The organism is Clostridium frigidicarnis (assembly GCF_900111985.1).
Lineage (GTDB): Bacteria > Bacillota > Clostridia > Clostridiales > Clostridiaceae > Clostridium_Z > Clostridium_Z frigidicarnis.
Genome location: NZ_FOKI01000061.1, coordinates 1 through 14805 on the forward strand (window position 1 = coordinate 1; position 14805 = coordinate 14805).

Here is a 14805-nt window from a genome sequence, read left to right on the forward strand (position 1 = left end):
AGATTTTCTTTAATTGTATTTTTTAAGTTTTAAAATCTTCCTAAGAAGATTTATCCTCAACTTTCACTTGTAACTCATAACTTGTCACTCATTAAAGTTTTCAACTTTTAACTATATAAAGTGCTTCTCAAAGTTATTCAAAAATTTGCCTTTAAAAATTTATTAGAGAAGAACAAAAGGCTACGCCCTTTTTTCATTGACAATTGAGAATTGACGATTGACGATTATTGTTGAAAGTCACGGACTTCCTAAATATAAAGTTGAAGGTTGAGAGTGGAAAGTTGAAAGTTTAGGTTTTAAAATCTTCCTAAGAAGATTTATCCTTCACTCTGAACTCTCAACCTTCAATTATCAACTAAAAAATCTATATATTTTAATAGTTATCAAAGTTATCCACAGATTTGAAATTTTATAATATCATATAAAGTAAAAAAGGTAGAAGTATAAAATACTTCTACCTTTTTAAATCTATTTTAATAAATTTTTAATACATTCCGTCCATTCCCATTCCTGGTGCTCCCATTGGTGCAACTGGATTTTTTTCTGGAAGATCTACTACTGCAGCTTCAGTTGTTAAGAATGTCGCAGCAACAGATGCTGCATTCTGAAGTGCTGATCTTGTAACCTTAGTTGGGTCAACTATTCCAGCCTTTATCATATTAATATAAGTTCCATTTAATGCATCGTAACCCATTCCTGGTTCACTATTTCTTACTTTCTCTATTATTACAGAACCCTCAACTCCAGCATTTGTAGCTATTTGTCTCATTGGTTCCTCTAGAGATCTTAATATTATATTTATACCAACTTGAACATCTGGATTTTCATCAGTTAATTCTGCAATTTTATTTAATACTGTTATAAATGCTGTTCCACCACCTGGTACTATTCCTTCTTCTACAGCTGCTTTTGTAGCTGCTAAAGCATCTTCTATTCTAAGCTTTCTCTCTTTTAATTCTGTTTCTGTAGCAGCTCCAACTTTTATAACTGCAACTCCACCAGAAAGTTTAGCTAATCTTTCTTGAAGTTTTTCCTTATCAAATTCAGAAGTTGTTTCATCTAATTGAGTTTTTATTTGATGCACTCTATTATGAATTTCTTCTTTAGAGCCTTTTCCGTTTACTATTGTAGTAGTTTCCTTAGTTATCTTAACACTTTCAGCTCTTCCAAGGTCTTCTATTGTAGCATCCTTTAGATCTCCACCTAGTTCTTCTGAAATAACCTTTCCTCCAGTTAATATAGCTATATCTTGAAGCATTTCTTTTCTTCTATCTCCAAATCCTGGAGCTTTAACAGCAACACAAGTAAATGTTCCTCTTAATTTATTGACTACCAATGTAGCCATTGCTTCTCCTTCTATATCTTCTGATACTATAACTAACTTTTTACCTGTTTGAACTATTTGTTCTAATACAGGTAGTATATCTTGAATATTTGTTATCTTCTTATCTGTTATTAGTATATATGCATCTTCTATGTTTGCTTCCATTTTTTCAGTATCTGTTACCATGTAAGCACTTACATATCCTCTATCAAACTGCATTCCTTCTACAACATCTAATTCTGTTCCCATAGATTTAGATTCTTCAACAGTTATAACGCCTTCATTTCCAACTCTTTCCATAGCATCTGCTATAAGTTGACCTATTTCCTCATCAGCTGAAGATATCGCTGCAACTCTAGCAATGTCTTCTTTTCCATTAACTTGTTTAGAAATACATTTTATTTCTTCAACAGTATTCTTAACAGCTTTATTTATACCTTTTCTTATTAACATTGGATTAGCTCCAGCCGTAACATTCTTTAATCCTTCTCTTATTATAGCTTGTGCTAATAATGTTGCTGTTGTAGTTCCATCTCCGGCTACATCATTAGTTTTTGTTGCAACTTCTTTAACTAATTGAGCACCCATGTTTTCATATGGATCTTCTAATTCTATTTCTCTTGCTATAGTAACACCATCGTTTGTTATTAATGGTGATCCAAATTTTTTATCTAATATTACATTTCTACCCTTAGGTCCTAAAGTTACCTTAACTGTATCCGCAAGTATATCTACACCTTTTTGCATAGCTCTTCTTGATTCTTCACCAAATATTATACTTTTAGCCATTTTAAATACCTCCTATGATTTCTTTTTAATTTATTACTCAACAATTGCTAATATGTCTTCTTGTTTAACTATTATATATTCTTCTCCATCAACTTTAACTTCTGTTCCAGCATACTTAGAAAAAAGTACTTTATCCTTAGCCTTAACTTCCATTTTAACCTTCTCAGTTCCTGGTCCTACAGCTACAACCTCAGCCTCTTGTGGCTTTTCCTTTGCATTTCCTGTAAGTATTATTCCGCTCTTTGTTGTTTCCTCTGCTTCTAGTCTTTTTATTACAACTCTGTCTCCAAGTGGTCTTATCATTTTTAACCCTCCTTGATATATATAAATTTATTTTTATCTTTTTGTTATTAGCACTCATTAGCATCGAGTGCTAACACCTATTATGATAATGTATTATTACCTTTACATCAAATTTAACAAATTATCTTAAAATTTAATTATCCATGATTAACTTCCATTTCATTCTTTTATTTAGCTATAGCTTAATTTTTCATCATTTTATGTTAAATTGCTCCTAATGTTAAATTTTCAGAATATTTTTTTACATTTTTACCAATAATTTATATAGGCACATAAAAGAAAATAACAAGTCAAAGATGCCATGTATATTTCGTGCCAAACAAGGATGTAATATTTAGCTATGGACTAATATTACTGCCGCAGTATGGCACGAAATAGACTACCATACTGACTTGTTATTTTTTGAATGTGCCTTAAGTAGTACTTAGGTTGGAGATGGTTTTATGTTTAAAAAATGTATATACATATTAGGAATATTGAATCTTTATTTGTTAATTATAACCTTAACTATATCCATAACTATAAATTTTAGCTTTATATATAATTATGAAATAGATAAACTTAATATAGTTCATTCTACTAATTTGCCAAAAGAAACTTTATATAAAAATTATAAATATTTAATAACCTATTTGAATAGTCCTAAGTCAACTGAATTATCTATTCCTGATTTCAAAAATTCTTACAATGGAGAATACCACTTTAAGCAAGTTAGATTATTAGTTCACACCAATTATATTGTTAACATAATTTCTCTATTTATATCAATATTATTTATAATATATTCATATAAAAATAATATGCTTAATAAAATTAAACGCCCTATAATGCTAAGTATGACATTTCCAATAATACTTTTATTAATTTTTTCATTAGACTTTAATTGGTTCTTTAACTTTTTTCATAAAATACTTTTTAACAATAGCTATTGGATATTTAATACTTCAACTGATCCAGTAATCACTATGTTACCTGAAAAGTTTTTTATGGATATTTTTTCAGCTTCTTTATTAATATATGAATTTATATGCATATTTTTATTATTTTTAATTATTGCTCCAAACATAATATCTGAGGTTTGTCGAAAAAAATAATAACTAAGTACTCTTGTCTATTATTTCTTGAAGATGCCTGATTATAAAAATTATATTTTTATTTTATTCTCTCTTGCATAATAAAATAGGTATTGCTGAGCAAATCCTGATAAATCCCCAAATTTATTTCTAGCAAATTCTCTTATTTTAGGAAGAGAGACATCTGGTGCTACATAGAAGTGCTGCATTGCCCTTTTTACCCATACATCTACTGGAAATGCTGAGTATTTATCCATAGAAAATAACATAATACAATCTGCAACCTTAGGCCCTATTCCAGAAAAACTTTGCAATACTTTATGACATTGGTCATCATCTAGAGATTGTATGTAATCCAGATCAAAACTTTTATCATCAAAATCAGAGATGCTGCATTTATATATTTTATCTACAGTATCTTTTATGTATTTCGCCCTAAAACCAACTCCACACTCTTGAAATTCTTCTTCTGTAACTTTACTTAGTGTTTCTAATGTAGGGAATGAATAATATGTTTTTCCTTTATACTCTAGAGCCTTTCCCCATTTAGCACTTATTTTATTAATAGCTCTTCTAATCATTGGTATTCTGTTATTAGCTGATATTATAAAACTAATGACAATTTCAAAAGGTTCTTGTCTTAATAACCTTATGCCCCTTCCAAATTCAACTGATTTTTTTAATATAGAATCTTTTGCGAGATCCTCCTTAATAAGTTGGTAATCTCTCTGTAAATCAAAAAAATTCATCCACATATTATTAAAATCATCCTTTGTTGAGTTATACAAATAAACGTCATCACCGTTTTTTTCTACTTCTATAACCTTTCCGTATGCTACCCCAATATAATTCCCATTCTCTTGCCTTTCCCACCTAAAACATTGTCCGCAATCAAATATATGATTAAGTTCAAAATTTGTAACATTTTTTATTATTATTCCTCTATCAAATTCATCAATATTTTTAAAATCCATAACTTCTCCTTTCTAAACAATTATTATTTGTTAACATAGCTTATTCCTTATTAACTTTATCATAGTATACTTTTTTTATAGTTTCAACATGTTTAATATAATATCTATAATTAATATATGAATTTTCTAGAATATAATACAAAATATATTTTTAAGTAACAAATTTGCAGTGACAAGTGACAAATTGAGTCTAAAAATTACAGATTTTCTTATTTTTTTATTTTAAAGTCTTCCTAAAAAGCTTTCATCCTTAACTTGCTTACATAAAAAAGCGAGATAAGCATTTTAAAAAATAGCTTATCTCGCATATTATTAAATTTATTTACTTAAAAACTCATCAATAGCTTTAGCTGCTTTCTTACCTGCTTCCATAGCAAGTATTACTGTTGCCGCTCCAGTAACAGCATCTCCACCTGCATAAACTTGTCCTTTAGATGTTAGCCCTGTATCTTCTTCAGCTACTATACATTGTCTCTTATTTATTTCAAGACCTGGAGTTGTTGATGAAATTAATGGGTTTGGTGATGTTCCAAGAGACATTATAACTGTATCTACATCTATAACATACTCAGAACCTTCTATTGCTACAGGTTTTCTTCTTCCTGATGCATCAGGTTCTCCAAGCTCCATTTTTATACATTTCATTCCCTTAACCCATCCCTTTTCATCTGCAAGTATTTCAAGTGGGTTAGTTAATAAATCAAATATTACTCCTTCTTCCATAGCATGATGTACTTCTTCAGCTCTTGCTGGAAGTTCTGATTCTGATCTTCTATAAACTATATGAACTTCAGCACCAAGTCTTAATGATGTTCTTGCTGCATCCATTGCAACATTACCGCCACCAACTACGGCAACTTTATTTCCAACCCTTATAGGTGTTGCATATTCTTCCTTAAATGCTTTCATAAGATTACTTCTTGTTAAAAATTCATTTGCTGAAAATACGCCATTAGAATTTTCTCCTGGTATTCCCATAAACTTAGGAAGACCTGCACCAGATCCAATAAATATAGCATCAAAATTCTCATCATTCATAAGTTCATCTATTGTAACTGTTTTTCCTACAATTACATTAGTTTCAATCTTAACACCAAGTTTCTTTATATTTTCTATTTCGTATTTAACAACTGATTCTTTTGGCAATCTAAATTCTGGAATACCATAAACTAAAACTCCACCTGGCTCATGTAGAGCTTCAAATATAGTCACATCATATCCTTTCTTAGCCAAATCACCTGCACAACTAAGTCCTGCTGGACCACTTCCTATTACTGCTACCTTTTTTCCTTTACTTTCTTCAACATATGCCAATGATATGTTGTTTTCTCTTGACCAGTCTGCAACAAATCTTTCAAGTTTACCTATAGATATAGCTTCACCCTTTATACCAAGAACACACTTTCCTTCACATTGACTTTCCTGAGGACATACTCTACCACATACTGCTGGTAATGAAGAATATTTAGCTATTACTTTAGCAGCTTCTTCTAAATGTCCTTCTTTAACACATTTTATAAATTCAGGTATGTTTATGCTTACTGGACACTTTGTAACACATAGTGGATTCTTACAATTTAAACATCTTGATGCTTCTTCCATAGCTTCTTCTTTATTATATCCATAACAAACTTCTTGAAAGTTTGTAGCTCTAACTTTTGGATCTTGCTCTCTAACAGGTATTTTCTTGAATCTATCCATTATTTATCACCTCCGCAATGTCCACATCCGCCATGATGTGTATCCCCTTCTTGTTCTTTTAATGTAGATCTTCCTTCTTCTGTCTTATACATTGTCTGTCTTCTCATTGCTTCATCAAAATTTACAATATGTCCATTGAACTCTGGTCCATCTACACAGGCAAATTTAACTTCTCCTCCTACTGTAACTCTACAAGCACCACACATACCAGTACCATCAACCATTATAGGATTTAAGCTTACAACTGTTGGTATATTTAATTCTTTAGTCATCATACACATAAACTTCATCATTATCATAGGTCCTATTACTATGGCTTGGTCATATTTTTTGCCCTTGTTTTCAACTAAATCTTTTAAACAATCAGTAACCCTACCATTGAATCCATAAGAACCATCATCAGTTGAGACATACACATTGGCTACTTCTTTCATTTCTTCTTCTAATATAATCATGTCCTTTGATCTAGCACCTATTATTACATCTGCTGTAATTCCTCTTTCTTTTAGCCATTTAACTTGAGGATATACAGGTGCTGTTCCAACTCCACCTGCAACAAATAATATGTTTTTCTTCTTTAATTCTTCTAAGTTTTCATGAACCAATTCTGAAGGTTGTCCTAAAGGTCCAACAAAATCTGAAAAATATTGTCCTTCTTCATATTCTGCCATTTCCTTAGTTGATCCTCCAAGAGTTTGGAACACAATTGTTACACTTCCAACTTCCCTATCATAATCACAAATTGTTAAAGGAATTCTTTCTCCTTTTTCATCCATTTTTACAATTACAAACTGTCCTGGATTACATGATTTTGCAACCCTTTTTGCTTCTATATCCATTAAGTATATATTTGTAGTTAAGAGCCTTTTTTTTAGAATCTTGTACATAACTTAATCCCCCTATTTTATGTCTTAGTCACATGAAAGAAAATAACAAGTGAAATATACTAACATACTAACTTATTATTTTTTGAATGTGCCTTATATAAAACTTAATATAATTAAGTTTTTAAACTTATTTTAGACTAATACCATTGCTATAGACACCAATGCTATGTTTAGCAATCCACTCTTTTGCTTATAACCGGTCCAAGTTTTACTACTCTTCATAGAGTATACTTCTATTAAATAATTTAAAAATATAACTACACTTACCATCATACTATATTCATATGAAAAAATTCCACTAATAACTCTATAACCTAAGTATAAAAATACTAATCCTATTAGTAAATATGAATATGCATTATCCTTTATGTAAGTTTTAAATTCTTTATCTTTTTTTTCATACTCTCTATAGGCATCTCTATTTATTGTTTCCTTTATTCTTATATACATTTTCTTATTTTTTAATAAAAATAAACTCATTAAACAATAAAATACACCTACAAGTATTAGTGTATAAGGAATTTTTATAAAATATGATAGCCCCCCCATAAACACTGATAATGCTAGAGATGTTAAAAAACCTTTTCTTGACACTGAATCCCCTCCCCATACCTACCATTTAGTATAATTTTAACACATAATATTAAGTTTGTGGACATCTTATTCCAATACTTCTGAAAAAATATATTCTTTAGAATATTTAGTTATTTTTATTAATTTCAAAAACTTTTTAACACTTTTTAACTATGTGCATACATTATATATTATAAAGCTATTTCTTATGGAGGAAGTCTTGTGTTTACTAATCTTTTAGAACCTTTTAACGAAAACATATTAAAACTTATTAATGATCCTATAGTTGGTATTGACGTACTTATTGATAATAATAAACTTAACCTTAATGAATTCAATGTAAGTCAATGTGAACATTATATTAGTTATAAAAAGGGTGTTTTAAATTTTTCTGCCTTTTATTCTAAAGATGATTTTTCTTTCAAATTATATTTGAAAGTACTATTTAATGCTAAAACTAAAGATTTATTTTCAACTAAATTAACTATATCTCCTAATAATAATTTTAATTGTAATTTTACCTTTATACCTTATCTAAGTAAGGATATCTTTCATAAAGACTTTAAAACTATATGTAAAGACATCTCTAGTAAAGGTGCATACATGTGCCTATTGAATAACTGCGATGATAATATTACAACTTATGCAATGAAATGTGAAGTATTTGAAGGTGATTTTAAAAAAACATACTTTAATACTGAAGACAATAAGGATGAATTATTATCATATTCACTTAAAGCTAAATCCTTAGCAGGTTCACCTGTGACCATTAGTAAATATTGTTGTATACTCCAAGGTACCTGTGGAAATGAGGAATACCTAAATAAAAAAGCTTTAGATTTGGTAAAAAAATCATGTATCAAAGGATTTGATACCAATAAAAGGTAACTAATTATAATCTACTAAAAAAAAGAGGTTGTATCCCTAGATACAACCTCTTATTATTATTATTTATTATAATCAAAGAAACCTCTCTTTGTTTTTCTTCCTAAATAACCTGCTCTTACATATTTTCTTAAAAGAGTACAAGGTCTATATTTTGAATCCCCAGTTTCTTCATATAATACTTCCATTATAGCTAACACTATATCGTTTCCTATGAAGTCTGATAAAGTTAATGGTCCCATTGGATGATTTGCTCCAAGCATCATAGCTTTATCTATATCTTCAGCTGAAGCTACTCCCTCAGCAAGAACACATATAGCTTCATTTATCATAGGAATTAATATTCTATTTACAACAAATCCAGGTGCCTCTGCTACTTCAACTGGATCTTTGCCTATTGCAATAGCTAATTCTTTAACTGCATTAAAGCACTCTTCAGATGTAGCTATTCCTCTTATTACTTCAACTAACTTCATTACTGGAGCTGGATTAAAGAAATGCATTCCAATAACTTTATCCGGTCTATTTGTAGCTGAAGCTATTTCTGTTATTGATAGTGATGATGTATTAGAAGCTAATATTGTTTCTTCTTTACACATTTCACCTAATTCTCTAAATATTTGTTTCTTAATATCCATATTTTCAACTGCTGCTTCTATTACTAAATCACAGTCAGCTGCTAAAGATAAATCTGTAGTACCAGATAATCTTGAAAGAATCTCTTCTTTAGCTTCATTTGTTATTTTTCCTTTACCAGCTAATTTAGTAAGACTCTTATTTATTCCAGCTAATCCTCTATCAACAAACTCATCTTTAATATCTCTTATTATTACTTCGTATCCTTTTGCAGCAAAAGCCTGAGCTATTCCTGCTCCCATTGTTCCTGCCCCAAGAATAAATATTTTTTTCATTTAAATTCCCCCTAAATTAGATATTCCGTATGTTAGTTATCAATTTCCTTGAATTGTTTTATTAATTCAGGTATAACTTTATTTAAATCTCCTACTATAGCATAATCTGCTAACTTCATAATAGCAGCATTTTCATCTTTATTTATAGCTATAATAACATCACTATCTTGCATACCTGCAACGTGTTGTATTGCTCCTGATATACCACAAGCTATATATACATTTGGTCTAACAGTTTTTCCTGTTTGTCCAACTTGATAGTTTTTATCTAACCAGTTGTTTTCAATAGCAGCTCTTGAAGCTGATACTGTTCCTCCCATAACTTCTGCAAGTTCTTCTAGAAGTTTAAATGTTTCCTTGTTTCCAACACCTCTACCACCTGAAATAAGAATTTTTGCTTCTGCTATATCTTCTATAACTTTGTTTTCTTTAACTACTTTAACAATTTTTGTTCTTATATCATCTTGAGAAATATTTGCTTTAACAGTCTCTATCTTACCTGCATTAACTTTATCTTCCTTAAGTTTACCAAAAACTCCAGGTCTTACAGTTGCCATTTGAGGTCTATGATCTGTACAAGCTATTGTTGCCATAAGGTTTCCACCAAAAGCTGGTCTTGTTGCTAATAAGTATTTTCCTTCTTCATCTATATCTAAAGAAGTACAGTCTGCAGTAAGACCTGTTCTTAATCTAGCCGCAACTCTTGGACCTAAATCTCTACCAACAAATGTAGCTCCTATAAATAATATTTCTGGTTTTCTTTCTTCTACTAATTCACATATAACCTTTGTGTAACCATCAGTTGTATAATGTGCTAAAGTTTCATCTTCTACAACCAAAACTTCGTCTGCTCCGTGACTTGCAACATTTGCAGCCATATCACTAACATTATTTCCTAGTAATAATGCAGTTAATTTTACACCTAATTTATCAGCAAGTTTTCTACCTTCTCCTAAAAGTTCAAGAGAAACCTTTTGAAGCTCTCCATCTCTTTGTTCAGCAAATACCCAAACACCTTTATATTGATCTAAATTCATGTTTCTTTACCCCCTATTTTAGATGTAGTGCTTTTCCTTTAATTTTGATAATAAATATTCAACAGCTTCTCCTGCTGGTTTATTTATTATTTCTCCTTGACCTTTAACTTCTTTAGTCATTGACTTTTTAACCTTAGTTGGAGAACCTGATAATCCAAGCTTGCTCTTATCTACATCTATGTCATCAGCAGTCCATAATTTTATTTCCTTATCTGCAGATGCATATATGTCCCAAGAATTCATATATCTTGGTTCGTTTAATTCCTTTATTGCAGTTAACAATACTGGACTTTGAACTTCTAAAATTTCGTATCCGTTTTCTAAAGCTCTATTGATTGTGAATTTATTATCTTCAAATTTAACTTCTTGAACATAAGTAACTTGAGGAATATTTAAATGTTCTGCTATTTCTGGTCCTACTTGAGCAGTATCTCCATCTATAGCTTGTCTTCCTGCAAATATTATGTCATATTCTAATTTTCTTAATGCTCCTGCTAAAGCTTCAGAAGTAGCTAATGTATCTGCTCCTGCAAATGCTCTGTCACTTATTAATATAGCTTCATCAGCTCCCATAGCTAAAGCTTCTCTTAATGCATCCTTAGCCTGTGGTGGTCCCATAGTTATAACAGTTACATGGGCGTTATAAGTATTTTTTAAAACTAAAGCTTCTTCTAAAGCATGCTTATCTTCTGGATTTATTATTGATGGTACACCTTCTCTTATTAATGTACCTGTTTTTGGATCTATTTTAACAACAGTAGTATCTGGAACTTGCTTAATGCAAACAACTATTTTCATGAGTATTACCCCCTATTTTAATATACTTCCTGAAATAACCATTCTTTGAACTTCTGAAGTTCCTTCATATATTTCAGTTATTTTAGCATCTCTCATCATTCTTTCAACTGGATATTCTTTAGTATATCCATATCCACCAAATATTTGAACAGCCTTAGTAGTAACTTCCATAGCTACTTCAGCAGCAAACAATTTAGCCCTTGCAGCTTCTACTGAATAAGGCATTTTTTGATCTTTAAGGAATGCAGCTTTATAAACTAGCCATCTAGCAGCTTCAATCTTAGTATCCATTTCAGCTACCATCCATTGTAGTCCTTGGAAAGCACCTATTTGTCTTCCAAATTGCTTTCTTTCTTTCATGTATGCTATAGCTTCATCTAATGCTCCTTCTGCTAAGCCAAGAGCTTGTGCAGCTATACCTATTCTTCCTCCATCAAGAGTCTTCATTGCTATTCCAAAACCTTTACCTTCTTTTCCTATTAAGTTTTCTTTTGGAACTATACAATTTTCCATTACAAGCTCTGTTGTTGAGGATGCTCTTATTCCCATTTTATTTTCAAGTTTTCCTATTGAGAATCCTTCAAATGATTTTTCTACTATAAATGCTGATATTCCCTTAACGCCTTTACTTCTATCTGTCATAGCAAATATTATAAAAACGTCTGCAACTCCACCATTAGTTATGAATATTTTACTTCCATTAAGGATGTAATTATCACCATCTAATACTGCCACTGTTTGTTGTCCAGATGCATCAGTACCTGCATTAGGTTCAGTTAATCCAAATGCACCTATTTTCTCACCCTTTGCCAATGAAGTTAAGTATTTTTGTTTTTGGTCCTCTGTTCCAAATTGATCTATTAATGATGCACATAGAGAAACGTGAGCTGATAATATAACACCTGTTGAACCACAAACCTTAGATAATTCTTCAACAGCTAATATATAAGCTAAAGTATCTCCACCAGCTCCACCATATTCTTTTGAAAAAGGTATTCCCATCATTCCGTATTTAGCCATTAATTTCACATTTTCCATTGGGAATCTTTCAGTTTCGTCTATTTCAGCAGCTATTGGTTTAACTTTATTTTGAGCAAACTCTTTTACAGTTTGTCTTACTAATTCTTGTTCTTTTGAAAGAATAAAATTCATTGTGGATTTACCCCCTTGAAACCTTATTTATTTTTAAAATTTTTATCTCTTTTTTCAACGAAAGCATTCATACCTTCTTTTTGATCTTCTGTTGAAAAACATTCTCCAAATACTTCAGCTTCATACATTAAAGCTGTATCTATATCACATTGTTTTCCTCTTGTTATTGCAATTTTTGAAAATTTAATAGCTATAGGTGCTTGAGATGCTATTAAGTTCGCCATCTTCTTAGCTTCATCCATTAAATTCTCTGGTGCAACCACTTTATTTACTAATCCTATTGAATAAGCTTCATCAGCTTTTACTATTCTAGATGTATAAATTATTTCCTTAGCACGTCCATCCCCAACTAATCTAGCTAATCTTTGAGTTCCTCCAAATCCTGGTGTTATTCCAAGACCAACTTCTGGTTGTCCAAATTTCGCTTTTTCTGATGCAATTCTTATGTCACATGCCATTGAAAGTTCACAACCTCCACCTAATGCAAATCCTGGTATAGCCGCTATAACTGGCTTTTCCAAAGTTTCAAATCTTCTGAAAACTTTGTTTCCAAGTACAGAAAATTTTCTACCTTCTATTGTGTTAAAGTCTTTCATTTCAGTTATATCTGCTCCTGCAATAAAAGCTTTTCCACCAGCCCCTGTTAAAATAACAGCGTAGATATCATCATCTTGCTCTAAAACATCTAAAACACAATTTAACTCTTTTAAAGTTTCTGTGTTTAATGCATTTAATGCTTTAGGTCTATTAATAGTTACAATAGCAATTTTACCTTCTTTTTCAAAAAGGACATTTTTAAATTCCATTTGTATCCCCCTTTTTATTTTTTGGCCAAACTTTTATACATATTTTAGAATAAATTGAAATTTTTTATTCTTTGTTAAGTATGTAACAAGTTTTTATAAAAAAATAATTGAAGTTCTCGCTTCAATTATTATTATATAGTTGCTATACTAATTTTTCAACAAATTGTCGATTTTTTTTGAATTTTTAAATAAAACTTAATTTTTATAACGATTTTATAATAATTTACTCTTGTTCTGACCTCTCATTTAACAAATAGGCAAGAGTAAGTAAACTTTCGCTTAAATGAACATTCTCTATTGTAACATCTTCCGGTACAACTAAATCTACTGGAGCAAAATTCCAAATGCCTTTTACATTATTATTAACTAACGATGTGCAAATTTTTTGAGCATTAACTCTTGGTACACATATAACCCCTAAATCAATGGAATTTTGTGATAGAAATCCTTCTAAATTATCTATGTCTTGAATTTCTATATCTCTTATTTTCATTCCTATAAGTTTTGGGTTAGCATCAAAGATACCTTTTAATACAAAACCTAACTTTTCAAATCTATTATAATTTGCAATAGCCTGCCCTATATTACCTGCACCTATGATAACAATATCATATTCCTTTGTCAATCCCAAAATATTACTTATTTGTCTATACAGTTCTCTTACATTATATCCATAACCCTGTTGTCCAAAATCTCCAAAACAATTTAAATCCTGTCTTATTTGAGACGCCGTAAATCCTATTTTTTCGCTTAACTCCTTAGATGATATCCTATCAACATCATTTTTTAGAAGTTCTGATAAATATCTATGATATTTAGGTAACCTTTTTATAACTGCCATAGATATATTTTTTTTCTTCTCCATTTCTACACCTCTTCTATGTTAAAGTAATTTACTTTTAAAAAATTCATTTAATTATATATTTTTTTCAACACAAATTACAATAACACTTACTAAATTTTACTATAACAATGTTAATTTATCTACATACAACATTTTTAGTACGTTTTATCCTATTATAATTATACCTCATATTTTAAAATATTATAAGCTTTTAAGATGAGATTTTAAAGTATTATCCTCTTATATCTTATTGTTTTTTGATATGTGGCTACATTTTTTATATAATATCGTGATTTATCAAGGTTTTTTAAATATTTTTATTAACACTATATAGCTTTAAAGTTATATTCATACAATTATAGAACAAAGGGCTACGCCATTTTTTAATTGACAATTGATAATTGACAATTGACGATTATTGTTAGAAGTCACAGACTTCCTAAATATAAAGTGGAAAGTTGAAAGTTCAGGTTGAAAATCACAGATTTTCTCTAAATTATATTTTTTAAATTTTAAAATCTTCCTTAGAAGATTTATCCTTGAATTGTCAATTTTCAATCGTCAATTGTCAATTTCTTAAACTCTTACCTATAGGCCCCCTAATTAGGATGGACAATGTTTACTCAAACAAAGTAAAATAGTTTTAAGATGATTAGGAGGTCTAAGGCATGGAGAAAAAAAGATTTGCAAGAAAGTTTTCAGAAGATCAAAGAGTTTCATTTGTTAAGGAAGTTTTAGAATCAGGAAG

Annotated in this window: 14 protein-coding genes; 2 read left to right on the forward strand and 12 right to left on the reverse strand. The window is 30.0% G+C overall.

Features of this window, described 5'->3' with window-relative positions; all coding sequences use genetic code 11:
• Positions 1 to 484 precede the first annotated feature (484 nt).
• Positions 485 to 2113, reverse strand: a complete 1629-nt coding sequence (gene groL / locus BM119_RS18360; RefSeq protein WP_090043165.1) for a chaperonin GroEL — start codon at positions 2111 to 2113, stop codon at positions 485 to 487.
• Between the two features lie 33 nt (positions 2114 to 2146).
• Positions 2147 to 2416 (reverse strand): co-chaperone GroES, encoded by a 270-nt coding sequence (locus tag BM119_RS18365; protein WP_090043166.1) that lies wholly within the window; start codon positions 2414 to 2416, stop codon positions 2147 to 2149.
• A 443-nt stretch (positions 2417 to 2859) separates the two neighbouring features.
• On the opposite strand from BM119_RS18365, the gene BM119_RS18370 reads away from it, so the two are divergent.
• Positions 2860 to 3510, forward strand: coding sequence for a TIGR01906 family membrane protein (locus BM119_RS18370; protein WP_090043167.1), 651 nt, complete (start codon positions 2860 to 2862; stop codon positions 3508 to 3510).
• Positions 3511 to 3560: 50 nt separating this feature from the next.
• Here the strand turns inward: BM119_RS18370 and BM119_RS18375 are convergent, their stop codons facing one another.
• The 4 genes from BM119_RS18375 to BM119_RS18390 form a co-directional block, all read right to left on the reverse strand.
• Positions 3561 to 4463: a DNA-3-methyladenine glycosylase family protein gene (locus tag BM119_RS18375; RefSeq protein WP_090043168.1), complete on the reverse strand. Its 903-nt coding sequence runs from the start codon at positions 4461 to 4463 to the stop codon at positions 3561 to 3563.
• A 318-nt stretch (positions 4464 to 4781) separates the two neighbouring features.
• Positions 4782 to 6164: an NADPH-dependent glutamate synthase gene (gene gltA / locus BM119_RS18380; protein ID WP_090043169.1), complete on the reverse strand. Its 1383-nt coding sequence runs from the start codon at positions 6162 to 6164 to the stop codon at positions 4782 to 4784.
• Positions 6164 to 7051, reverse strand: coding sequence for a sulfide/dihydroorotate dehydrogenase-like FAD/NAD-binding protein (locus BM119_RS18385; RefSeq protein ID WP_090043170.1), 888 nt, complete (start codon positions 7049 to 7051; stop codon positions 6164 to 6166). The genes gltA and BM119_RS18385 overlap by 1 nt, the downstream gene beginning before the upstream one ends.
• Before the next feature lie 132 nt (positions 7052 to 7183).
• Complete coding sequence (locus BM119_RS18390; protein WP_090043171.1) at positions 7184 to 7645, reverse strand: hypothetical protein; 462 nt, start codon at positions 7643 to 7645, stop codon at positions 7184 to 7186.
• Between the two features lie 201 nt (positions 7646 to 7846).
• Here BM119_RS18390 and BM119_RS18395 point away from each other — a divergent pair, with 201 nt between their 5' ends.
• A complete protein-coding gene (locus BM119_RS18395) occupies positions 7847 to 8512 on the forward strand; it encodes a hypothetical protein (protein WP_090043172.1) in 666 nt (221 codons plus the stop codon).
• Positions 8513 to 8571: 59 nt separating this feature from the next.
• On the opposite strand, the gene BM119_RS18400 is transcribed toward BM119_RS18395, so the two are convergent.
• From BM119_RS18400 to BM119_RS18425, 6 genes are all read right to left on the reverse strand, one after another.
• Positions 8572 to 9420 carry a 3-hydroxybutyryl-CoA dehydrogenase gene (locus tag BM119_RS18400; RefSeq protein ID WP_090043173.1) on the reverse strand — a complete coding sequence of 283 codons (849 nt, stop codon included), beginning with the start codon at positions 9418 to 9420 and terminating at the stop codon, positions 8572 to 8574.
• Between the two features lie 32 nt (positions 9421 to 9452).
• The gene (locus tag BM119_RS18405) at positions 9453 to 10457 is read right to left on the reverse strand and encodes an electron transfer flavoprotein subunit alpha/FixB family protein (RefSeq protein WP_090043174.1); all 1005 of its coding nucleotides are present in this window, start codon (positions 10455 to 10457) and stop codon (positions 9453 to 9455) included.
• 18 nt (positions 10458 to 10475) lie between these two features.
• Positions 10476 to 11255, reverse strand: coding sequence for an electron transfer flavoprotein subunit beta/FixA family protein (locus BM119_RS18410; RefSeq protein WP_090043175.1), 780 nt, complete (start codon positions 11253 to 11255; stop codon positions 10476 to 10478).
• A 12-nt stretch (positions 11256 to 11267) separates the two neighbouring features.
• Positions 11268 to 12407: an acyl-CoA dehydrogenase gene (locus BM119_RS18415; protein WP_090043176.1), complete on the reverse strand. Its 1140-nt coding sequence runs from the start codon at positions 12405 to 12407 to the stop codon at positions 11268 to 11270.
• A 23-nt stretch (positions 12408 to 12430) separates the two neighbouring features.
• A complete protein-coding gene (locus tag BM119_RS18420; protein ID WP_090043177.1) occupies positions 12431 to 13213 on the reverse strand; it encodes a short-chain-enoyl-CoA hydratase in 783 nt (260 codons plus the stop codon).
• A 223-nt stretch (positions 13214 to 13436) separates the two neighbouring features.
• Positions 13437 to 14078, reverse strand: a complete 642-nt coding sequence (locus BM119_RS18425; RefSeq protein WP_090043178.1) for a redox-sensing transcriptional repressor Rex — start codon at positions 14076 to 14078, stop codon at positions 13437 to 13439.
• Positions 14079 to 14805 lie beyond the last annotated feature (727 nt).